This is a genomic window from Pseudomonas sp. 09C 129 (genome assembly GCF_002843625.1).
Lineage (GTDB): Bacteria > Pseudomonadota > Gammaproteobacteria > Pseudomonadales > Pseudomonadaceae > Aquipseudomonas > Aquipseudomonas chlororaphis.
In genome coordinates this window covers 6,336,520-6,357,578 of record NZ_CP025261.1, presented here as the reverse complement: position 1 = coordinate 6,357,578, position 21,059 = coordinate 6,336,520, and the positions used below count along the sequence as shown (strand labels likewise).

Sequence of the window (21,059 nt, the reverse complement as noted above, 5' to 3'; positions counted from 1 at the left end):
TGGTCGGATTCAAGATGACGCGCAGGGTAATAGCCCCGATTTGCCGAGGGTTGCCGGCCGGAAGCGAGGAGAGGAGGGGCGGTGGCTTTTTTGTAGCGAATTATTCAGCGGTGCAAACAACGTGCTTTTGACGTCATATGCACCGCTGCGGTCGAGGTTCAGCGATCGCGGGAGATCGGACCTTGCTCCAGGTGCGCCTGGCTGCAATACCACTGTTGCTCGAGGCTCAGCGCCCGGTCGCGGGGCAGGTGCACGCCGCAATGGGCGCAGCGCACCATGGGTGTGGTGCTGGGTTCGCGGGGCGCAGCGGTGCCGGAGGCGGGCTGCTTGAATTTGCGCCAGAGCCATACCGCAGCGGCAATCAGGGCGATCCAGAACAGTAAACGAAGCATGGTAGCCAGCTATGTGAGTGAGGAAGCGGCAGTTTAGCCAAGGTGATGCCGGGCGCACAGTGCAATCAGCGCTGAAATCCACGGACAAAAAAAGGGAGACTCGAAAGTCTCCCTTTTTTGTGACCGCGGCGGTGTCAGTCGAACACGCCGAAGGTCATGTAGCTGAACCACGAGCGGTCGCTGTTGTTGCCTTCGGCTTCATGCTGTTCTTCTTCGACAGCGTCGCCATTGGCGTCTTTAGGCTTGAGCTCGGCCGGAATCGCGTCCTTGGCGTCCTGGTATTGCTTCATCACGTCCTGGTTGGCGCGGGTTTCTCCCGGCGGCAGCGGTGGACGGGACTCGATCAGGCCCAGGGTGGCCTTGCTCAGCCAGGAGCGGTTGTCCGCCTCGGCGACCCGTGGCACGAACTGGCCGTCGACCAGAGTCGGGTGATCGGGGTAGTTGAGCTTCAGGGTTTCCAGGCTGGTGGCGGCCAGTTCGTCCAGGTGCAGACGCTGGTAAGCCTCGGTCATCACCGCCAGGCCATCGGCCACCGACGGGGTTTCCTGGAAGTTTTCCACCACGTAGCGGCCACGGTTGGCGGCGGCTACATAGGCCTGACGGGTCAGGTAGTAGTCGGCCACGTGGATTTCGTAGGAGGCCAGCAGGTTGCGCAGGTAGATCATGCGCTGCTTGGCGTCCGGCGCGTAGCGGCTGTTCGGGAAGCGGCTGGTGAGCTGGGCGAACTCGTTGTAGGAGTCGCGTGCGGCACCCGGGTCACGCTTGGTCATGTCCAGCGGCAGGAAGCGCGCCAGCAGGCCGACGTCCTGGTCGAAGGAGGTCAGGCCCTTGAGGTAGTAGGCGTAGTCCACGTTCGGGTGTTGTGGGTGCAGGCGGATGAAACGCTCGGCGGCGGACTTGGCGGCCTCCGGCTCGGCGTTCTTGTAGTTGGCATAGATCAGTTCGAGCTGTGCCTGATCCGCGTAGCGACCGAACGGATAACGCGACTCCAGGGCCTTGAGCTTGGCTGTGGCGCTGGTATAGCTGTTGTTGTCCAGGTCGGTCTGCGCCTGCTGGTACAGCTCGACCTCGCTCAGGTTTTCGTCAACGACTTCCTTCGATGAGCAAGCAGCGGTCAGTGCGAGGATGGCGATCAGCAGCAGGTGTTTCACTTGCATGGCGGCTTGCGTCCCTATGACGGCCGCTGTCTTGGGCGGGGCCGTCCTGTTATGATGAGCGCCCCGTTGAAAAAGCCTCGGGGCAAAAGACGCCGTATTTAACCACAAGCGCGCAGCCGAAACCAAAGGCTGTGCCGACGCCTAGTCTGAGCATGTCCGATAAAATTGAACTTCGCGCAGAGGTGCCGTCCGAACTGGGCGGCCAACGCCTCGATCAAGTCGCCGCCCAATTATTCGCTGAGCACTCGCGCTCGCGCCTTTCCGCCTGGATCAAAGACGGCCGCCTGACTGTGGATGGAGCGGTTATCCGCCCGCGAGACATTGTCCATGGCGGCGCGGTTCTTGAGCTGACCGCCGAGCAGGAAGCTCAGGGAGAATGGATCGCTCAGGACATCGAACTGGATATCGTCTATGAAGACGACGATATCCTGGTGATCAACAAGCCTGCCGGCCTGGTGGTCCACCCCGCCGCCGGTCACGCCGATGGCACGCTGCTCAATGCCCTGCTGCACCATGTCCCGGACATCATCAACGTGCCGCGTGCCGGCATCGTCCATCGCCTGGACAAGGACACCACCGGTCTGATGGTGGTGGCCAAGACCATCCAGGCGCAGACCCAGCTGGTCGCCCAGTTGCAGAGCCGCAGCGTCAGCCGCATCTATGAATGCATCGTGATCGGCGTGGTCACCGCCGGCGGCAAGATCAACGCCCCGATCGGCCGGCATGGCCAGCAACGCCAGCGCATGGCGGTGATGGAAGGCGGCAAGCCGGCCGTCAGCCACTACCGCGTGCTGGAGCGTTTCCGTTCCCACACCCATGTCCGGGTGAAACTGGAAACCGGGCGGACCCACCAGATCCGTGTGCACATGGCCCATATCAACTACCCGTTGGTCGGCGATCCGGCCTACGGTGGCCGTTTCCGCATTCCGCCCGCCGCGAACCCGACCATGGTCGAGTCTCTCAAGCACTTCCCGCGTCAGGCGCTGCATGCGCGGTTCCTTGAGCTGGATCATCCGACCACCGGCGAGCGCATGAGCTGGGAGTCGCCGCTGCCGGAAGATTTCGTCTGGCTGCTGACCCTGCTCAAACAGGACCGCGAGGCTTTCGTCGGATGAGTGACTGGCTGATTCCTGACTGGCCTGCGCCGGCCGGGGTCAAAGCCTGCGTCACAACCCGTGCGGGCGGCGTCAGCCTGGCGCCGTTCGACAGCCTCAACCTGGGCGATCATGTCGATGACAACCCAGAGGCGGTGGCCGAAAACCGCCGTCGCCTGACCGATCGTTTCTCTATAAAGCCAGCCTGGCTGAAACAGGTTCACGGTATCGATGTGGTCGAGGCGGATCCGTCCGTTGTCGCCACCGCCGATGCCAGCTGGACCGCCACGCCCGGCATTGCCTGTAGCGCCATGACCGCCGATTGCCTGCCAGCGCTGTTCTGCGACCGCGCCGGTACTCGGGTGGCAGCGGCCCATGCCGGTTGGCGCGGGTTGGCGGCCGGGGTGCTGGAAGCGACGCTCGATAGCCTGAAAGTCGCGCCAGAGGATGTACTGGTCTGGCTGGGGCCGGCCATTGGTCCGCAAGCCTTCGAGGTCGGTCCGGAAGTGCGTGAGGCTTTCGTTCGGCACTTGCCACAGACCGAACAGGCCTTTGTACCGAGCCACAACCCCGGCAAGCTCATGGCTGACATATATATGCTGGCCCGCCTGCGCCTGGCGGCATGCGGTGTCACCGTCGTGTATGGCGGCGGTTTCTGTACCGTGAGCGATCCGCGTTTCTATTCCTACCGCCGCAGCCTGCGCACCGGGCGCTTCGCTTCCCTGATCTGGCTGGAACGCTAGACTCTTCTGACCTGTGTCAAGCTCGCAAGGCTTGAATCTTCCAGAATCGACCGCATCTACAGGGGTATCTGGCAGGTTTCTCTATTTAGGTGTGTCCATCGCTCCGACCTGCTCAAAAGGAAGGTGACTAATGCGTATAGACCGATTAACCAGCAAGCTTCAGCTGGCGTTATCCGATTCTCAATCCCTGGCGGTCGGCCTCGACCATCCGGCCATCGAGCCGGCGCACTTGATGCAGGCGCTGCTCGAACAGCAGGGCGGTTCGATCAAGCCTCTGCTGATGCAAGTGGGCTTCGACGTGAACAGCCTGCGCAAGGAACTGAGCAAAGAGCTCGATCACTTGCCAAAAATCCAGAACCCCACCGGCGACGTGAACATGTCGCAGGATCTGGCGCGCCTGCTGAACCAGGCCGATCGCCTGGCGCAACAGAAAGGCGACCAGTTCATCTCCAGCGAGCTGGTGCTGCTGGCGGCCATGGACGAAAACAGCAAGCTCGGCAAATTGCTGCTGGGCCAGGGCGTCAGCAAAAAAGCGCTGGAAAACGCCATTAATAACCTGCGAGGCGGCGAGGCGGTGAATGACGCCAACGTCGAGGAGTCGCGTCAGGCCCTGGATAAATACACCGTCGACCTGACCAAGCGCGCCGAAGACGGCAAGCTTGACCCGGTGATCGGCCGTGACGACGAAATCCGCCGGACCATCCAGGTGCTGCAACGTCGGACCAAGAACAACCCGGTGCTGATCGGTGAGCCTGGCGTGGGTAAAACCGCGATTGCCGAAGGCCTGGCTCAACGCATCATCAACGGCGAAGTGCCGGACGGCCTGAAAGGCAAGCGCCTGCTGTCCCTGGACATGGGCGCGCTGATCGCTGGCGCCAAGTACCGCGGTGAATTCGAAGAACGCCTGAAATCCCTGCTCAACGAGCTGTCCAAGCAGGAAGGGCAGATCATTCTGTTCATCGACGAACTGCACACCATGGTCGGCGCCGGTAAAGGCGAAGGTTCGATGGATGCGGGCAACATGCTCAAGCCAGCCCTGGCTCGGGGTGAGCTGCACTGTGTCGGCGCCACCACGCTCAACGAGTACCGCCAATATATAGAGAAGGACGCGGCCCTCGAGCGGCGCTTCCAGAAAGTCCTGGTGGACGAGCCGAGCGAAGAAGACACCATTGCCATCCTGCGCGGCCTGAAAGAGCGTTATGAGGTGCACCACAAGGTGGCGATCACCGATGGCGCGATCATTGCCGCGGCCAAGCTCAGCCATCGCTACATCACCGACCGGCAGTTGCCGGACAAGGCGATCGACCTGATCGACGAAGCCGCCAGCCGTATCCGCATGGAGATCGACTCCAAGCCGGAAGTCCTGGACCGCCTGGAACGGCGCCTGATTCAACTGAAGGTCGAATCCCAGGCCCTGAAGAAAGAAGACGACGAGGCGGCGATCAAGCGCCTGGAGAAGCTCCAGGAGGAAATCACCCGCCTGGAGCGCGAATATGCCGATCTGGAAGAAGTCTGGACCTCGGAGAAAGCTGAAGTGCAGGGTTCGGCGCAGATTCAGCAGAAGATCGAGCAGTCCCGCCAGGAGCTGGAAGCCGCACGCCGCAAAGGCGACCTGAACCGCATGGCCGAGTTGCAGTACGGGGTGATCCCGGACCTGGAGCGCAGCCTGCAGATGGTCGACCAGCATGGCCAAAGCGAGAACCAGCTGTTGCGCAGCAAGGTGACCGAAGAGGAAATCGCCGAAGTCGTGTCCAAGTGGACCGGTATTCCGGTGTCGAAGATGCTCGAAGGCGAGCGCGACAAGCTGCTGAAGATGGAAAGCCTGCTGCACCAGCGTGTCATTGGCCAGGACGAAGCCGTGGTGGCGGTAGCCAACGCAGTGCGGCGTTCTCGCGCCGGGTTGTCCGATCCGAACCGGCCAAGTGGTTCGTTCATGTTCCTCGGCCCGACCGGTGTGGGTAAGACCGAGTTGTGCAAGGCGTTGGCCGAATTCCTTTTCGATACCGAAGAGGCGATGGTGCGAATCGATATGTCCGAGTTCATGGAGAAACACTCTGTGGCTCGGTTGATTGGTGCGCCTCCAGGCTACGTCGGCTACGAGGAGGGCGGTTACCTGACCGAGGCGGTGCGGCGCAAGCCTTATTCGGTGATCCTGCTGGACGAGGTCGAGAAGGCCCATCCGGACGTGTTCAACATCCTGCTGCAGGTGCTGGAAGACGGCCGCCTGACGGACAGCCACGGGCGTACCGTGGACTTCCGTAATACGGTGATCGTCATGACCTCCAACCTGGGCTCGGCACAGATCCAGGAGCTGGTGGGGGATCGCGAAGCACAGCGGGCGGCGGTGATGGATGCGGTGTCGACTCATTTCCGTCCGGAGTTCATCAACCGGATCGACGAAGTGGTGATCTTCGAGCCATTGGCCCGGGATCAGATCGCCGGCATCACCGAGATCCAGTTGGGGCGCCTGCGCGGCCGCCTGGCCGAGCGCGAGCTCAAGCTGGAGCTGAGTGGCGAGGCCTTGGACAAACTGATTGCCGTGGGCTACGACCCGGTCTATGGCGCGCGTCCGCTGAAACGGGCGATTCAGCGCTGGATCGAGAACCCATTGGCGCAGTTGATTCTGTCTGGCGGTTTTCTGCCGGGAGCCACTGTGACGGCCAAGGTGGAAAACGACGAAATCGTCTTCGCCTGAGTCCGATAGGGCGTCGTTGTGAAGGAGGCCTCGCATTGCGAGGCCTTTTTTTGCATAGGGCGTTGAACTGTAAGGCAAAGGCTTGTAAAGTGCGCCCCGCAGTACGTCACCCCAAGGTTTTTTCCTCCCCGAGGAAAAAACTGAAATAAGTTGCAAATCATTGTCTTGAAAGCAATTTAGGGGGTTGACAGAGGTTTTTAAGATTGTAGAATAGCGCGCCTCAGAGACATGAACGTAGCGATACGGACCAGGTCGACGAGGGGGCTTCTAGAAATAAAAGCCTGCTGTAAAGGTTGTAAATTGAAATGTTCAGTTCCGTGATAGCTCAGTCGGTAGAGCAAATGACTGTTAATCATTGGGTCCCAGGTTCGAGTCCTGGTCACGGAGCCAATTTCAAGCCGGGGTATAGCGCAGTCCGGTAGCGCGCCTGCTTTGGGAGCAGGATGTCAGGAGTTCGAATCCCCTTACCCCGACCATATTTGGGTCGTTAGCTCAGTTGGTAGAGCAGTTGGCTTTTAACCAATTGGTCGTAGGTTCGAATCCCACACGACCCACCATTTTTGAAACCAGTTCGCTGGAATCGAATCTTAAGATCAGACGCCAAAAGCTCTGTTCGCAGAAGGCGCCTTTAAAAGGTGCCTTTTTTTTACCGGGGTATAGCGCAGTCCGGTAGCGCGCCTGCTTTGGGAGCAGGATGTCAGGAGTTCGAATCCCCTTACCCCGACCATATTAAAAATCCTCGTATCGACAGATACGGGGATTTTTTTTGCCCGGAATTTGACACGCGGTGCTTGCCGGCGAATGCGACGCACAAAAAAGCCCCGATCATTCGGGGCTTTTGTATGGGGTGGCCCATGCTGGCTGAGTCCGGTCAGTTGTAGTCGAGTACGTAAGTCATCGTTGCATCTGCCTTGCCGGCCTTTATTTCGCCGCCACTCGGCGTATAGCGAACGGACCCCGCGAAGCGGTAGACCTCGGCATCGGTTTCGCTGTGCTGCCAGTCCAGGCTGACCGCGCCGGGCTTGTTGAAGGGGAGTTTGGTGCCCTTGTCGTTTTTCAGCTCGATAGCCACGCCTTGGGCAACGCTGGTCTGCCCAGCTCCTGTCAGATTCAGCATGCCTGGGCCTGTCGAGTTGCCTTCGAAATAAATCTTCAGCGGAACCGGCTTTTCAGGCCGCATACCGCGGCAGCGAATATCGAGGGCGAAGGGTTTTTCCGGTGCGGCGCCAGACTTGATGTTGGAAATCGGGACCTTGCCCATTTGTACGGTCATGGAGGGCTCCCGGGCCTCGCAACTGCTGAAGTAGAAGTTGTTCTCCAGGTTGGTGAATCCTGAGGATGTGTAAGTCACTGTGCTCGGGGTCAGGCCAGTATTCGGAGGGATAATGAAGTTGATTGTAAAGTTGGTTGGCACCTTGCCTGAGCCAACTGCGATTTCCGTGCGGACGTATTCGACATGAATGTAAGTAGGCAGGTGGACGCTATAACCTTGTCCAGTAAATGTGTGTTGGGAAGGCAGGGGGTACCTTAAACTCCTGTCCCCCCCACGTGTCTTGAAGCGATGATGCGCATACCGATGCCCGCCACGCCGGTTTTGTACACATCGGGGATGGCGGAGGGTTCGAGGCCGTTTTCAAAGGTTATGTTCATGATCTCGTTGCTGCTACAAGTAATCCCTCCTTGGACAGGGATCTGCTGGGAGTAACTTGCGAGTATTTCGCCGACTGGGACCCGCTTGACGGTCAGGCTGGATGGAACATTCACCTGGTTATATGACGCGCCAGGAGGGCCAGAAATGCTGCCCCATAGGCACCATGAGAGCGCTGGCTCGGCCAGCACCAGGGCAAGCAGGCCAATGGGAAGAGTGATCAGTTTGTGCATATGTCCGCTCTGGTTTGAAAGGGTGTGGGTCACAAGACCCGGCAAAGGCCGTCCACGCGTTCGTAAGCCAGCTCCTTGTTTGTTGGGGGGAGCTTGTAGTCCACCATGCAGCTGCCTTCGGCCCAGCGAATCTCCAGCCGGCCCTGGTCGGGAACGCCAAAGACCAGCAGGCGCGACAGGTTGTCGACCATGCCCAGGGGCTTGCCTTGTTCGTCGTAGCCTTGGGCGCCGAAGGGGATTGGATCGCCCTTGTCCGCGCGCAGGACGAATTGCAGGCGACGACCGGTTTGTGCGGTATAGGTGGCCTTGACGATGGCGCCACGGGTTGGCACCAGCACCTTGGAGGTTTCGTTGATCTCGGTGTCGGTCCCCAGGGTCTGGGTATCCAGGTTCAGCCAGTTGTAGCGATAAGGCTGCATATAGGGCACCACCGCGTAACCCTTGCCATTGGTGCGTACGGCGTTCCAACCGGATACCCCGACGCCGTCGACGTCCGGAACTTCCAGCAAACCGAAAGTCTCGCCAAGCGGTTGGCCGAGGGTAACGCCGCCGCTGTGCACCACCAGCGAGCCAGACGCACCCAGGTCGATATGCTTGTCGTCACGCCCCTGGTTATAGCCACCACGCAGCTTGGCGACGGGGGTATCCCAGTCCAGGCTGGCGCCGGCGGTGCTGCCATTTCTCTTGCTGTGGCCGGCCTGCGCCGAGTAGCTGAGGGTCGCCTGGTCGTCCAGGTAGCCGGACACGTTCGACTGCAGCGAGGAATCACCTTTGCTCGAGCTGATGGCGTTGCTGGAGAGGCGGTGAGAACTACCCCGGCCTCCCAGTGGCATGCTGACACTGGCGGTGAGTTGCGTATCCGAACCACCGCTCATGGGATCGCTCTGGGTACGTGACACCGCCAGGTTGTAGCTGACACTGGCGATGCTGTTGCCATAACCAAATTGCCAGTTGCGCGTGCGGCCCTGCTGATTCCAGTAGTTGGTTTCATCCATGCTGAGGTACAACGAGCCTCGCTGTGACAGGCTCTGGTTCACCCGGAGGTTGATTCGGCTCTTTTGCGCGCTGAAACCGGCACGGTCCTGATACATGAGGTCGTCCACGTGCTGGCTGAAGCTGCGATAGCCTTCGGTGGAATAGCGGTAGCCGGCCATGGTGAAGGTGGTATCGGTAGCGTTCAGCGTCTTGGAGTATAGGAAGCGCGCACTGTGACCCTTGTTGCTCCTGCCGTTCTGGGTCTTCGATTCACTGCTGGTGACGTCGAAGGAAATACCACCGAGGCTGGAGTTCACGCCCGCGCCAAGGTTGACGGCGCGATAGTCCTGGGCGAGCAGCGCACCGCCATAACCGGTCAGGTTGTCGGTCACGCCGTAGACGGCCGTGCCCTGGGTGAACGACGGCGACGGTTGGTCGGTGGAGCGATATTCACCGGCGGTGACGCTGTAGCGAAGGTTGCCGCGCCGGGTCATGACCGGCTGGTAGGCATAGGACTGCAGATATTCGCGTACCCGGCCATCCGCTTCGATGATCTTGATCTGCAGGTCGCCGTTGGAGCCGCTGGGATAGATGTCGGTGAACTCGAAAGCGCCAGGCGGCACCGACGCGGAATAGATCACGTAGCCGTTTTGCCGTACTTCGACAGTGGCATTGCTTTCGGCGATGCCGCGGATCACGGGTGCGTAGCCGATCTCGTTGTCGGGCAGCATGCCGAGGTCCGAAGCGATCTGTGCACCGCGAAAACGCACGCTGTCGAAGATCTCGCCTGGGGTGTACAGCTCGCCCAGGGAAAGCTTGCCTTTCAGGCGCTGGACGTCGCGCTCCAGATAGTTGCGGTTGCTCTTGAATTCGCTTTTTGTGCCGGTTCCGCCGGTCAGGGCGGATTCGTTGCGAAAGCGCCAGCCGGCGATATTGAAGCCGTTGCGCAGGTTCAGGTTGTGGTAGTCGCTTTTCGTTCCCCGGTTGGTGTTGCGGTTGAAGTTGGCCTGGTAGTCGCTGTAGAAGGCCGTGATGCCTTCGTCCCAAACCGAGGGGTCGACGTAACCGCGGGAATAGCGCTGGACGTATGCCTGCGGAATACTGAACTGCAATGCCAGGTTGGTGGCGTCGAAGTCCACCGCGGCGCCGGCGACCTGGGCGCTGACGTCGAACGGCTGCTCATCCTTGGCGTCCGCGGTGATGAGTCCATCCTGCTGGGCTTTGCCCGCGTTGAGGCCGAGCTCTTTGAGCAGCCCGAGCGAGATGACGGGCTTGATCTGCCCGGAGGCGTCGGCGGCGAAGGTGATTTCCTGGCGCTTGATCAGCACATTGTTCAGGTAAAGGTCGACGCTGTAGGTACCTGGCGGAACGGCGCTGCCTTTCTCAAAAAACTTGAGGTCCACCGGGGCACCCTCCATCTTCAGAAAGGAGTCGGCGAACTCGGCCTCCGCGGCGGACAGCTTCGAGGCCAGTCCCAGTGCCACGAGGCAGGTCGCGCACGCTCGCCGGGCGATCCTGAAACTGAGCTCTCTCTGAAAAATGGGCATGCAGAATCCTTTCGATCATGCATCGGATGCCCGAAGCACTGACCTGAGTAAAAAGTCGGATTAGGTAAAGCGATGCGCTCTAGCGAGCGACACGAGTGATGGCTGTGTTTCCGTTAGTTGGAAAGTTTGCTGGTGACTCGGTCCAGCCCGCCGTAATCGTTGATGCTGTCGAATTCCACAGTTGTGGCTCCGGACCTCATGCCAGTCGAGCCTTTGATCGCGACGGTGCGTGTTGCTCCTGGCGCCAGCATTTCCACGGTGGCGGTGCCTGCATCCTTGCCACTGCGCAGCGTCACGCTGCCCCCGGCAAGAGTCACATGGAACGCGGAAGGGTTGGTCACTGAAAGCGCGGCCTTGCCGCCTTGTTCCACCAGCTTCCATTGCAGGCTCTTGGCTGCATTGGCGGCAGTGTCCGGCAGGTTGGCCGGGCGGTAGAACAGCTTCACGCGCTGGCGTATGGCAATTTGCAGGGTGTTCTCGGTCTTGGCTTTTTGCGGGATTTCCTGCACGGCCAGCCAGAACACGGATTCCTTGTCGGTCGGCAGCCCCTGGCCTTGATAGAGAATACGCAGGACCTGTTGCTTGTTGCCTCCCAGGCGAACCAGGGGAGGGGTAATGGCGAACGGTACGTCGGTATTGGCCCCGTTTCTGTCTGGCTCGACCCAGGACTGGATCATGATGTCGTTCGAGCCCTGGTTCCTGACGAGGACGGATGTTTCCTTGGCTGGCGCAGCAAAGATGACGCGGGTGCCATCCAGCGTAATGCCAGCACTGGCCATCGACGCGGAGAGTGTCATGGCGCTGGCGATTGCAATACGCGCCAATAATGAGGTTTTCATAGCGGCTCCAGGTCGGAGGGAGGGGGCAGGCCCCTCCCTTTGGTGCGAGTTACTCGTAGGTCAAGGTAAACGGCAGTTGGCCGTTCGCAGCACCTGGCGTGATCTCATCGCCGTTCGCGACATAACCGGCGCGCAGGTCCAGTTTGGCGGTGTAGGTTTCTTTCCCTTCTTCGCCGACTTTCACCAAGTCACCCGAGATGGTTTCGTTCGCGGCGATGTTCACCAGCTTGTTGCTGCCGTTAAAAATGCCGATGCCCACGCCCTTTGCGCCACCAGCGGCGATTTTCAGCAGCGAGTTGTTCTTGCTGTCGATACCGGAACCACTGTTCGGGTCGAACTGCATGCTCACGGTCTTCAGGCCGTTCGCGGTGCCGCCGCAGTCCAGGTTCAGGTTGATGCTCTTACCGCCAACGATGGTAGAGCCACCAGCATTGCCAGTGAGCGAGTCGGTGCTGACCTTGCCGAGGTCGACAGAAATGGTCTGGGAACCCTTGCCGCCGCCAACGCTGGTGCCGGCGCCGCCGGTGATGGCGCAGGATGCCGCGATGATTTCGCCCTTGAAGTCGATGGTGCCATCTGCCGCGAGAGCGGAAGTGCTGACCGCGCCAGCGATAGCCATGGAGACGATGCTTTTGAGAAGTTTGGACATTTCATGTACCTGCTAAAGTTGGAGGTGCAATCTTGTGTCTTCACTTTGGTCGTTACAATAAGACCATTCTTAAAGTATTGAATGCTCTATGGATTTGAATGGCGGCTGATACTTTTTTGCCTGATATGATTTCAATAAGAAGATTCTTAAAATTTGATCGGGTGGCATGAAGTTGTCGGAATACCTGTCGGCAGCTAAACGGGACGATCGCCGCCAAAATCTTCGATCTTTGTATATAAGCAACTGTTTTGCAGGGGCTAATCCTCAGGGGTAGCAGGTTGGAGTCGAAGGTTTAAGCGTGCAGGGCAAACTATCAATGCAACTAGATAGAGCATGAGTGGCGTCTTGAGTACTATCGGGTCAGCTATCTATATGCCGCAGTAAGAGGTGACGCGGAGGCCGGCGTATGTATTCGATACGCCCGGGGAGAGCAACTTTTTGATGTGGGGGGTTAAGTCCGGTGGCTCTTCTATTTTAGAATTAAGATTAATCTTAAAGCTGCGCGGAAAGTTGGAAATAGAGTGCAGGAAGTCTCTAGGCACTTCGATCTTTAACAGCCTGCCTGTTTGCCTGAGTCCGTGTTGAACAGGGCGCAAAAAAATGCCCCGATCGCTCGGGGCACTCTTGTCTTGGTCTACAGGCTCAGATTCAGTGCAGCTTGAGGCGTGGCTCGGTGCCGCGGCCGATCCGGCTGCCGAGCATCAGCATGGCGGTACGGAACGGGCCGTAGAGCGCCATCTGGTGCATGCGGTACAGCGACACATAGAACATCCGCGCGAGCCAGCCTTCGAGCATCACGCTGCCGGTCAGGTTGCCCATCAGGTTGCCCACGGCGGAAAAACGCGACAGCGAGATCAGCGAGCCGTAGTCGGTGTATTTGTACTCCGGCAGGGCCTTGCCTTCGATACGCAGTTTCAGCGACTTGGTCAGCAGTGATGCTTGCTGGTGAGCCGCCTGGGCCCGCGGTGGAACGTTGCGATCGGTGCCCGGTTGCGGGCAGGCGGCGCAGTCGCCAAAGGCGAAGATGTTCTCGTCGCGGGTGGTCTGCAGGGTCGGCAAGACCTGCAGCTGGTTGATGCGGTTGGTTTCCAGGCCGTCGATGTCCTTGAGGAAGCCCGGTGCGCGAATGCCCGCGGCCCAGACTTTCAGGCTGGCGGCAATCATCTGGCCATCGGCGGTGATCAGGCTGTCGGCGGTGACTTCGCTGACCGCGGCATTGGTCATGACCTTGACCCCGAGTTTTTCCAGGGTCTTGTGCACCGGGCCGCCGATCCGCTCCGGCAGGGCCGGCAGTACCCGTGGGCCGGCCTCGATCAGGGTGATGTGCATGTTTTCCGGCTTGATCCGGTCCAGGCCGTAGGCCGCCAGCTCGTGGGCGGCGTTGTGCAGCTCGGCGGCCAGTTCGACGCCTGTGGCACCTGCACCGACGATGGCCACGCTGATCTGCTCCACGACATCGGTCTGCCCGGCATGGGCGCGCAGGTAGTGGTTGAGCAATTGCTGGTGGAAACGTTCGGCCTGTTTGCGCGTGTCGAGGAACAGGCAGTGCTGGGCGGCGCCCTGGGTGCCGAAGTCGTTGGTGGTACTGCCTACGGCAATCACCAGGCTGTCGTAGCCCAGTTCACGAGCGGGCAGCAGTTCCACGCCGTTTTCGTCGTAGGTGGCGGCCAGCTGGATCTTCTTCTGCTGGCGATCGAGCCCACTCATGCGGCCCAGCTGGAACTCGAAGTGGTTCCATTTGGCTTGGGCGACATAGTTGAGTTCGTCTTCGGAAGAGTTCAGCGAGCCGGCGGCCACTTCATGCAGCAAGGGCTTCCAGATGTGGGTCAGGTTCGCGTCGACCAGCATCACACTGGCGGCACCGCGCTTGCCCAGAGTCTTACCCAGACGGGTAGCCAACTCCAGACCGCCGGCGCCGCCGCCAACGATGACAATACGATGAGTCATGGGGATATCTCGCAAGGCTAAAAGAAATCGGTACGGTTACCCAAGCGAGCGCGATGCAGCTCATAGCGTCAGGTAACTGATAAATCGGCTCAGCAGGCCCAGGCCAATGGTGATGGTCACGACTATCACGAGGAGCATCCACGGCCGGAAGGGCCGGCGCTCGACTCGGTGCTGGGCCAGTTGCAGGTATTCTTCGACATGGCGTTGGTCGTCGGGGTTCAGGCGGCTGGTCATAAAAAGCCTCGTCAGCTAGACGTTGCGAAAAGTATGAAGGTTACAGCGCAGTGCCATCTTGTCGGGCTATGCGGCAATGAGCGGAGCATAGCTGCTCGCGGATGCCGGCCTTGTCATCCCGTGAATGATTGCGCTTTGTAACACTCACGCGGTGTTTGCGCCATGCCACGAATGGCCTGAAGGGCTCGGGCAATTCCGCTCCAGGCGGCCTACAGGCTGATACCGACATCGAAGAGGATGCTGCGCCCCAGGTTGCCGCGCAGGAAGTCCGGCGCGTCGGGGTGGGCGAACAGCACGCGGGCGAAGGTCGGCCCGACCAGCGACAACGAGCGCCAGCCCTGGCGCAGGTATTCGGTCGGCGGCGGGAAGTGGCTGTTGAGGTCCAGCACTTCGCGCTTGAGGCTGGCGAAGGCGATGATGTCCAGCTCCCCCAGGTCCATGCCGCGTTCCTTGTAGTTGTGGGCTTTTTTGCGCAGGGTCGGGGCCAGCCTGAGCAACAGTTCGTTGGCCGGAATGCGCTTGGGCTTGGCCTCGCGGCGCACCAGCTGGCTAAGGGAGAAGGCACTGCGGCGCCGTTGCAACTCGTCGCGCCATTCGTCGTTGAGGCGGCGGCCTTCGTCCAGCACGAAGAACACCTCGAAACAGGCCTCGCGAAACAGTACGTCCGGCGGCTCCTGCCCGGCGGGCGTGAACTCGTCGGCACGGTAGGGGATGTTCAAGCCTTGCAGCAGGCGTTGGCAGACCCAACGCTCACGCTCCCATTTGCGCGCATTGGACAGGAACGCGTTGGCTTGTTCGGCCTGAATGGTGAGCAGGCGCAAGTAATCTGAGTCATCCATAGTCCAAGCTTAGCGTCCAAACGCTGATCCAAGAAATACACTCTGCCGGGTCGGCGGGGGCTGACTGCACTTATAACGGATAAGTGTGACATCAGGTCAACCCTCTGCCGCTCGTTCAGGCCCGCCAGGGTTTCAGCCAGAGCCCCAAGGCGATCAGCAAGAGCAGCCCGGCCGCTGTGCTGAGCCCCAGTTGCAGCCAGACATTCAACAGCGGATGCAACAGCAGCGCCGCCGCGCTCAGCAGGACGGCGCTGACTGCCCAGCGCACCGGCCAGTTGATCAGGGTGAGCAATTGCTGGCGCTGCATCAGCAACAGGTTGGTCAGGAGCACGCCGCCGAGGGCCGCCAGAGGAATCGCGGTCAGCCCCAGAACCAGCGGCAGGCCCGCCAGCAACAAGGCGTTGAGCAGGCTGCCGAGCAGTTCGCAATGCAGTGGCGTGCTGGTATCACCGGCGGCATAGGCGTAACGGGCGAGCATGGCGTTCCAGGCACCAAATACCAACGACACGGCGAACCAGCCCAGCAGCGCCGGCAGTGGCCCGTCGGCGCTCTGGGCGGGCAGCAGCCAGTGGATCAGCGCCGGGCTGGCGCCCACCAGGCCGAGCGCGGCTGGCAGGCTCAGCAGGGTCGCGGCGTCGAGCCCCCGATGCAGCAGCCCCAGGCGCTGATCGCCGGACTTGCCGCTCATCAAGCCAAGCAGGACCTGGTTCAGGCTCATCAAGGCAATCAGCGGCAGGTTGATCAGCTTGCGCGCCAGGTTGACCCAGGTCACCACGCCTTCGCCCAGGTAGCTGGCGACCAGCCGTTCCACCAGCGCCAGGCCCTGGCTGGCCAGGTTGCTGGTCAACAGCGGGCCGAGGCGGCCGAGCAGTTCCCGGCCGGCACCGGCGTCCCCGCGGACTTGCCAGGGGCGCCAGCCGGTCTGCCAGACCGCCGGCACCAGCGACAGGCACATCAGCAGGCTGCCGAGGAAAAACGCCAGCGAAAGGCCGGAGCCAAGGCTCGCCTGGCCGTAGAAAAACAGGTAAAGCACCGGTGGCAGGTTGAACAGCAGCGAGCCTAGCCCCGGCAGGACAAAACGCTGCCGGGCGTGCAGCGGGATGCTGAACAGCGCATGCATGAGCAGGCCGGGGATGCAGGCGGCCAGGCTGCGCAGGTTGGCGGCGGCTTCGGCCTGGGCTGCGCTGTCGAGCCCGGGGCCGATCAGGCGGATCCACAACGGCGTGCTCAAGGCCAGCAGTGCATACAGCCCCAGCCCCAGGCCCAGCAGGCGTGGGCACAGGCCGGCCAGCCAGGCGTGCTGGCGCTGGGCGTCGCGCTCCTGATAGAGCGGCAGGGCCGCGGCCGCGAGAATGCCGGCGGCCAGGGTCATGCGCAGGGCTTCGGGAATGAACACCGCGACCAGGAACGCATCGCTGCGGCTGCCGGCGCCCCAGGCCGCCACCAGCAGCCATTCGCGGGCAAAACCGGCGAGCAGCCCGGCGAGAGTCGCCAGGGTCAGCAGCAGGGTGCTGCCGAGCATCAATAGAACAGGGTGAACAGGCCTTTGCCACCCACCTTGTAGTTCAGGTCGTGAGGGCGCTCGCCCATGGGTTTGGCACCGCTGCCGCCGATGATCTTGTAGGGGGGAATGGCCTTGGCCACGAGGGTGTTGGCGGTCACTACGGCCCCGCGACCGATATGCGAGCCATGGGCGAGCAGCGCCCGGGTGGCGATCCAGGCGTAGTCATCGATGTAGATGGGCGCGGACACCGACCAGAACTCGGGGCTCATCGGGTCATGGCCGCCGGCGAGAATCAGCACGTGAGAGGCGATCGTCACATGATCGCCGATGATCAGCCCGGCCCGGGCGTCGATCTGACAATGCCAGGCGATCACGCTGTCATCGCCGATCACCAGGTTCTCCACCCCCAGCACCTCGGTGTTGCGCCAGATGGTCGAGCCCTTGCCGATTTTCGCGCCGCCCAGGCGCAGCCAGGCGATGCGCACGTGATGGCTGGGGATCTTGTTGATCAGGATGTTGTAGGCCTGTTCCCAGGCCCGCAACCAGCGGTCCTTGAGGGTGGCCAGGTTCTTGCCGTAGCGCGGCACCAGGGTGGTGGGGATGTCCTGCTTCAAGCGGCGATACAGGCTTCGGGCCAGGGGATGTTCGATGATCTGTTCGATGTCCACCGAGGAGATGCTGTAGCGCGCCTGCTCGCCGTCGCCCTCGACGAACAGCACGTCGTTGTTCAGCCCCCAGCTGTAGGCCTCGAGCAGTTCATCGTGGCTGACGCCCAGCTCCGAGGCCAGGGCAGGCAGGCGTTCCGGCAGATCCGCAGAATGGAAAATACGGTGTTTCATGCTTGGCGATCCTTGGGGTTGATGAGGGGGAGGGTGATGGCCGGGCGTAACCGGACCTGTTGCAGGCTCATGCCCATCAACAGCCAGAACAGACCGATCAACACGAAAGTGAAGCTGAAGTAGTGGTCGAACAGACCCGTCAGCAACGCCGCCAGCAGGCCGGAAATGCAGCCCAGCCAGAGTGCGTTGTCGGCAGTCACCTGACGGATCGGCGCCAGCGGGCGCACTTCGCGCCACCACAACAGGGTGACGGCGATGAACAGCAGCATCCCCGGAATGCCAATCTTGTAGATGAAGTTCAGCCACAGGTTGGAGATGCCCGGCAGGTCGGTGCCCGGTACCGGCGGGTCGACCTTGAAGCCGATGCCCAGCGGGTAGCGCATCATCGCCTCGGGGAATTTCGCGTACTCGTCGAAACGCACTTCGGTACTGGCGTTGGTCGCCGAGAACATGGTCATCAGGCGTTCCTGCAGCGGCGGATAGAACATCACCAGGGCCACTGCGAAAGCTGCCCCGAGGCCGATGATCCGGCCGCTGTAGGGCACGCGTTTGTAGGTCAGCCAGATCAGCACCAGGGCCAGGGCCAGGATCGCCCCGCGGGAAATACTCAGCAGCAGCCCCGCGCAACCGAGGATCGCCACCGCCAGCCCCAGGGCCCGGCGCGCGCCGGTGCGGGTCCAGCCATAGAGCAGTGCCAGGGGAATGAACAGCACCAGCACGCCGCCCGTGAGGTTGGGGTGAACCCAGGGTGATGCCATGCGCTGGTAGTTGGCGGAGAAGATGTCCTTCACCGCTTCCGGGTGGGCGTACTTGAGGTCGGTGAGGATCGGGATCATCGACATGGCATTGCGCGACTTGATGAACATGCCGATCGACAACAGCAGCATCAGCAGAGTGCCCAGCAACAGGGCGATCACCAGTTTGTCGCGGTCGGCATCGGTACGCAGAAGCAGCGGCACCATGAACAGCAGCGACAGGTTCATCAGCCAGCGCACCCAGTTCACCGGGCCGTTGCCATCGGCATGAATGATCAGCATGCCCCAGACAAAGGGAATGGCGCTGAACAGCATCAGCCAGACCATGGCCCGCTCGGTGGGGCGCCAGAGCATGAGGTTGCGGGTCTTGCCGATGAACGATTGCCAGAACAGCCCGACCCAAGTCAGGCCGAGCACCGCTTCACTGACCGTGGTGCGAATCCCCAGCTGCAGCGTGGTGTAGGGAATGCAGGTGGCCAGCACGGCGAAGATCAGCAGGCCCCACAGCGGCTTGCGGATCAGCGTCAGGGTCACGGCCAGGCCGATCACCACGAAGATGACTTTTGCCGGTGGCAGGGCCCACAACAGGATCCCGAAGATCAACCCCAGGGTCAGGCCAATGAATTTTCCTGGCAGCATCAGTGAAAGAGCCCTGTGAGCAAGGTATCGAGGCGCTGGCGGTGGGCCGGCTCGGCAAATTGCCGGGCCCAGTCGCGCAGGGTATCCGGATCGGGTCTGGCGCTGTCCTGCGCCTGTTCGATCAGCGCGTTGCGCAGGCTGGCGCGATCGCGGGCATTGAAGCGCCGCGCGCCGGGTGGCGTGACCTCGTCGAGCGCCGACCCCCTGGCCACCGCGACCGGCGTGCCCTGCCACAGCGCCTCGACCACCGGCAGGCCGAAGCCTTCGGCGTAGGAGGGCTGCCACAGGCAGTCGGCATGCCGGTACAGGGCCTGTAACTGCTCGTCGCTGACGCCATTGACCCAATGCAGGCCGGGCAACTGGCTCAGGTTCGCGGGCAGGTCGCTGGCATGGCCGACCAGGACCAGCTCCGGTACTTGCGGGTTTTCCTGGCGGCAGCGCTGCCACTGCTCGATGAAGAGCGGCATGTTCTTGCGCGGCTCCCGTGTCCCGACGGCCAGCCAGTAACGCTCGGGCAGGCCCGTCGGCAGTGGGCCGATGACGCCCTGGAACTCCGGCACCAGGTTGTTCAGCACGCGGAATTTCGGCCGCGCCCAGGGAAACAGCCGGGCCGCTTCGCTGCAGGAAAACCGCGAAGGGCACCAGACCTCATCGGCGACCCAGATCGACCAGGCGATCGACACGGCGTCGATCAGCCGATAGGCCACGGCCTTGAGCTGCGAACGGTGGAAGTTGCGCTGGGTCAACTGGAACAGGTCATGCAGGATCAGCACATAACGGGTGCCTGCCGGTTTGTGGCCGATGGGCAGGCCCATGTTGGCGGTGGCGATATACAGGTCGACCGACTGCTCGCGAATGGTCGCCGGCAAGAATTTGCGTTCGAAGCGCAGGCGCACGCCGGGGCGTTGCACGCCATCGAGGGGGCTCGGCCAGGCCGGACAGAAGGCGGTCTGGCGTTGCTCATGCTCCAGTGGCGCTTCGCTCACCAGCAGCAATTCGGTGTCTTCACGGGCACGCAGGGCCTGTTCCAGTGCCTTGACCTGACGGGCGATGCCCGAGGAGGGAGCGACCGTGGCCGGACGATAATCGAGGGCTACACGCATGCGGGATGCTCCTGTGTGGAGGGCAGAGTCCGGTAGATCTGTTCCAGTTCGTCACCGGCCACGGTCCAGTCGTGATGCTGGCGGGCATACAGGCGGGCGGCGCCGGCCAGTTGGGCGGCGAGGGTCGGCTCGCGCAACAGGCGAATCACGGCATCGGCCAGGGCCTGGGCATTGTCGCCTGCCAGGTAATGTTCCTCGGGGCGGATGGCCAGGCCCGAGGCGCCTTGCGCGGTGCTGACCAGCGGCAGGCCGGCGGCCATGGCTTCGAGCACCTTGAGCTTGGAGCCGCCGCCCTGGCGTAACGGCGCGATGAACAGCGCGCAACGTCGTTGCAGGTCGGGCAGGTCCGGCACGAAGCCGACCCACTCGATGCGGCTGTCGGTCCAGCGTTCGGGCCAGTGGGCCGGCAAGGCATACCCGGCCACCGCCAGGCGCGCCTCGGGGCAGTGGCTCCAGACCCGCGGGAAGATCTCGTCGAGCATCCACAGCACGGCGTCCAGGTTCGGCGCGTATTCGTAGTTGCCGACGAACAGCACCCGCTGGCTCTGCGGGTCGGCCGAGACCTCGGCAAAGCTGTGGCTGTCGACGCCGTTGACCACCACCTCGACCGGGGTACGGGTCAGCTGGCGCATGGCCCGGGCGTCGCTTTCGGTCACCGCGACCACCTGGCGGGCCGTGTCGAACGCCTTGCGTTCCCACTGCCGGCAGCGCCATTGGTCGTAGCGCACGAAGAGGCTGGCCCAGGCCGGGAAGCGGTCATAGGTCGCGCCGCCCAGGCTGGATTCGAGGTTGTGCTCGGTGAGCACGAAGTCCCGGCCGGCCCGCCGCAGCGGTTGCAGATAGGGTTGCAGGCTGTAGCTGTGCTCGACCTGGATCACATCCCAGGGCTCTTGCAGCAGGCTGTCGAAACGCTCGCGCAAGGGGCGCGACACACCGTTGACCGTGGTCAGCAGTGGCCACGGCGCGAACAGCCCGGCCAGCAGCGTGACCGGGTGCTTCAGCGGGCGCCGGGGCACCAGGATCAGGCGTTCCAGCCAGGGCTCGAGGGCGGCGCGGGTGGCGGCATCGGCCTCGGTCTTCGACTGCACCAGCAAGGTGATGCGGTGACCCCGCTCGCTCAAGGTCCGCAGCAAGTGAAACTGGCGAGTCTTGCCACCGCTGGTCATGGGCCAGGGCAGGTAGGGGAGAATCCAGAGAATCTTCACGTACGGCACTCCAGGTCGAGAT

General features: G+C 61.9%; 18 protein-coding genes and 4 tRNA genes. 7 read left to right on the top strand and 15 right to left on the bottom strand.

All coding sequences use genetic code 11. From position 1 onward, the window contains the following. Positions 1–158 precede the first annotated feature (158 nt). Positions 159–392: a PP0621 family protein gene (locus tag CXQ81_RS28370; protein WP_007924721.1), complete on the bottom strand. Its 234-nt coding sequence runs from the start codon at positions 390–392 to the stop codon at positions 159–161. A gap of 134 nt (positions 393–526) precedes the next feature. Continuing rightward, positions 527–1,549, bottom strand: coding sequence for an outer membrane protein assembly factor BamD (locus CXQ81_RS28365; RefSeq protein ID WP_007924720.1), 1,023 nt, complete (start codon positions 1,547–1,549; stop codon positions 527–529). 152 nt (positions 1,550–1,701) lie between these two features. Here CXQ81_RS28365 and rluD point away from each other — a divergent pair, with 152 nt between their 5' ends. The 7 genes from rluD (at position 1,702) to CXQ81_RS28330 (ending at position 6,808) form a co-directional block, all read left to right on the top strand. Beyond that, on the top strand, positions 1,702–2,664 hold the full coding sequence (gene rluD / locus CXQ81_RS28360) for a 23S rRNA pseudouridine(1911/1915/1917) synthase RluD (RefSeq protein ID WP_007924719.1): 963 nt from the start codon (positions 1,702–1,704) through the stop codon (positions 2,662–2,664). Then, on the top strand, positions 2,661–3,386 hold the full coding sequence (pgeF, locus tag CXQ81_RS28355; protein ID WP_101339166.1) for a peptidoglycan editing factor PgeF: 726 nt from the start codon (positions 2,661–2,663) through the stop codon (positions 3,384–3,386). The genes rluD and pgeF overlap by 4 nt, the downstream gene beginning before the upstream one ends. A gap of 130 nt (positions 3,387–3,516) precedes the next feature. Beyond that, complete coding sequence (gene clpB, locus CXQ81_RS28350; protein ID WP_007924717.1) at positions 3,517–6,081, top strand: ATP-dependent chaperone ClpB; 2,565 nt, start codon at positions 3,517–3,519, stop codon at positions 6,079–6,081. A 314-nt stretch (positions 6,082–6,395) separates the two neighbouring features. Then, positions 6,396–6,471, top strand: a tRNA-Asn gene (locus CXQ81_RS28345). Positions 6,472–6,480: 9 nt separating this feature from the next. After that, positions 6,481–6,557, top strand: a tRNA-Pro gene (locus CXQ81_RS28340). 5 nt (positions 6,558–6,562) lie between these two features. Further along, positions 6,563–6,638: transfer RNA gene (locus CXQ81_RS28335), tRNA-Lys, on the top strand. A gap of 93 nt (positions 6,639–6,731) precedes the next feature. Further along, positions 6,732–6,808 (top strand) — tRNA-Pro (locus CXQ81_RS28330). 144 nt (positions 6,809–6,952) lie between these two features. Here CXQ81_RS28330 and CXQ81_RS28325 read toward each other — a convergent pair. The 13 genes from CXQ81_RS28325 to CXQ81_RS28265 form a co-directional block, all read right to left on the bottom strand. Further along, positions 6,953–7,432: a fimbrial protein gene (locus CXQ81_RS28325; RefSeq protein WP_256593441.1), complete on the bottom strand. Its 480-nt coding sequence runs from the start codon at positions 7,430–7,432 to the stop codon at positions 6,953–6,955. Positions 7,433–7,608: 176 nt separating this feature from the next. Further along, positions 7,609–7,962, bottom strand: coding sequence for a hypothetical protein (locus tag CXQ81_RS28320; RefSeq protein WP_101339164.1), 354 nt, complete (start codon positions 7,960–7,962; stop codon positions 7,609–7,611). Between the two features lie 29 nt (positions 7,963–7,991). Further along, positions 7,992–10,484: a fimbria/pilus outer membrane usher protein gene (locus CXQ81_RS28315; RefSeq protein WP_101339163.1), complete on the bottom strand. Its 2,493-nt coding sequence runs from the start codon at positions 10,482–10,484 to the stop codon at positions 7,992–7,994. 113 nt (positions 10,485–10,597) lie between these two features. Then, positions 10,598–11,323, bottom strand: coding sequence for a molecular chaperone (locus tag CXQ81_RS28310; protein WP_101339162.1), 726 nt, complete (start codon positions 11,321–11,323; stop codon positions 10,598–10,600). Between the two features lie 49 nt (positions 11,324–11,372). Then, a complete protein-coding gene (locus CXQ81_RS28305; RefSeq protein ID WP_101339161.1) occupies positions 11,373–11,972 on the bottom strand; it encodes a fimbrial protein in 600 nt (199 codons plus the stop codon). Between the two features lie 648 nt (positions 11,973–12,620). Beyond that, complete coding sequence (locus CXQ81_RS28300; protein ID WP_101339160.1) at positions 12,621–13,919, bottom strand: NAD(P)/FAD-dependent oxidoreductase; 1,299 nt, start codon at positions 13,917–13,919, stop codon at positions 12,621–12,623. A 60-nt stretch (positions 13,920–13,979) separates the two neighbouring features. Continuing rightward, positions 13,980–14,153 carry a DUF3094 family protein gene (locus CXQ81_RS28295; protein WP_007924710.1) on the bottom strand — a complete coding sequence of 58 codons (174 nt, stop codon included), beginning with the start codon at positions 14,151–14,153 and terminating at the stop codon, positions 13,980–13,982. 209 nt (positions 14,154–14,362) lie between these two features. Then, entirely contained in the window at positions 14,363–14,992 is a 630-nt protein-coding gene (locus CXQ81_RS28290; RefSeq protein WP_007924708.1) for a DUF1780 domain-containing protein, read from the bottom strand. 115 nt (positions 14,993–15,107) lie between these two features. After that, the gene (locus tag CXQ81_RS28285) at positions 15,108–16,514 is read right to left on the bottom strand and encodes a lipid II flippase MurJ (protein ID WP_101339159.1); all 1,407 of its coding nucleotides are present in this window, start codon (positions 16,512–16,514) and stop codon (positions 15,108–15,110) included. After that, complete coding sequence (locus CXQ81_RS28280; protein ID WP_101339158.1) at positions 16,514–17,335, bottom strand: acyltransferase; 822 nt, start codon at positions 17,333–17,335, stop codon at positions 16,514–16,516. The genes CXQ81_RS28285 and CXQ81_RS28280 overlap by 1 nt, the downstream gene beginning before the upstream one ends. Continuing rightward, on the bottom strand, positions 17,332–18,729 hold the full coding sequence (locus CXQ81_RS28275) for an O-antigen ligase (RefSeq protein ID WP_007924702.1): 1,398 nt from the start codon (positions 18,727–18,729) through the stop codon (positions 17,332–17,334). The genes CXQ81_RS28280 and CXQ81_RS28275 overlap by 4 nt, the downstream gene beginning before the upstream one ends. Further along, positions 18,729–19,832 carry a glycosyltransferase family 1 protein gene (locus tag CXQ81_RS28270; RefSeq protein WP_101339157.1) on the bottom strand — a complete coding sequence of 368 codons (1,104 nt, stop codon included), beginning with the start codon at positions 19,830–19,832 and terminating at the stop codon, positions 18,729–18,731. The genes CXQ81_RS28275 and CXQ81_RS28270 overlap by 1 nt, the downstream gene beginning before the upstream one ends. Further along, positions 19,823–21,037 carry a glycosyltransferase family 4 protein gene (locus CXQ81_RS28265; RefSeq protein ID WP_101339156.1) on the bottom strand — a complete coding sequence of 405 codons (1,215 nt, stop codon included), beginning with the start codon at positions 21,035–21,037 and terminating at the stop codon, positions 19,823–19,825. Before CXQ81_RS28265 ends, CXQ81_RS28270 begins: the two co-directional genes overlap by 10 nt. Positions 21,038–21,059: the final 22 nt, after the last annotated feature.

What these genes read in the sequence shown, in the direction of transcription:
- CXQ81_RS28310 (WP_101339162.1), bottom strand. Translation starts at nt 11,323, where the DNA reads ATGAAAACCTCATTATTGGCGCGTATTGCAATCGCCAGCGCCATGACA.
- pgeF (WP_101339166.1), top strand. Translation starts at nt 2,661, where the DNA reads ATGAGTGACTGGCTGATTCCTGACTGGCCTGCGCCGGCCGGGGTCAAA.
- CXQ81_RS28300 (WP_101339160.1), bottom strand. Translation starts at nt 13,919, where the DNA reads ATGACTCATCGTATTGTCATCGTTGGCGGCGGCGCCGGCGGTCTGGAG.
- CXQ81_RS28370 (WP_007924721.1), bottom strand. Translation starts at nt 392, where the DNA reads ATGCTTCGTTTACTGTTCTGGATCGCCCTGATTGCCGCTGCGGTATGG.
- CXQ81_RS28305 (WP_101339161.1), bottom strand. Translation starts at nt 11,972, where the DNA reads ATGTCCAAACTTCTCAAAAGCATCGTCTCCATGGCTATCGCTGGCGCG.
- CXQ81_RS28295 (WP_007924710.1), bottom strand. Translation starts at nt 14,153, where the DNA reads ATGACCAGCCGCCTGAACCCCGACGACCAACGCCATGTCGAAGAATAC.
- CXQ81_RS28270 (WP_101339157.1), bottom strand. Translation starts at nt 19,832, where the DNA reads ATGCGTGTAGCCCTCGATTATCGTCCGGCCACGGTCGCTCCCTCCTCG.
- CXQ81_RS28275 (WP_007924702.1), bottom strand. Translation starts at nt 18,729, where the DNA reads ATGCTGCCAGGAAAATTCATTGGCCTGACCCTGGGGTTGATCTTCGGG.
- CXQ81_RS28285 (WP_101339159.1), bottom strand. Translation starts at nt 16,514, where the DNA reads ATGCTCGGCAGCACCCTGCTGCTGACCCTGGCGACTCTCGCCGGGCTG.
- clpB (WP_007924717.1), top strand. Translation starts at nt 3,517, where the DNA reads ATGCGTATAGACCGATTAACCAGCAAGCTTCAGCTGGCGTTATCCGAT.
- CXQ81_RS28320 (WP_101339164.1), bottom strand. Translation starts at nt 7,962, where the DNA reads ATGCACAAACTGATCACTCTTCCCATTGGCCTGCTTGCCCTGGTGCTG.
- CXQ81_RS28315 (WP_101339163.1), bottom strand. Translation starts at nt 10,484, where the DNA reads ATGCCCATTTTTCAGAGAGAGCTCAGTTTCAGGATCGCCCGGCGAGCG.
- CXQ81_RS28365 (WP_007924720.1), bottom strand. Translation starts at nt 1,549, where the DNA reads ATGCAAGTGAAACACCTGCTGCTGATCGCCATCCTCGCACTGACCGCT.
- CXQ81_RS28280 (WP_101339158.1), bottom strand. Translation starts at nt 17,335, where the DNA reads ATGAAACACCGTATTTTCCATTCTGCGGATCTGCCGGAACGCCTGCCT.
- CXQ81_RS28290 (WP_007924708.1), bottom strand. Translation starts at nt 14,992, where the DNA reads ATGGATGACTCAGATTACTTGCGCCTGCTCACCATTCAGGCCGAACAA.
- rluD (WP_007924719.1), top strand. Translation starts at nt 1,702, where the DNA reads ATGTCCGATAAAATTGAACTTCGCGCAGAGGTGCCGTCCGAACTGGGC.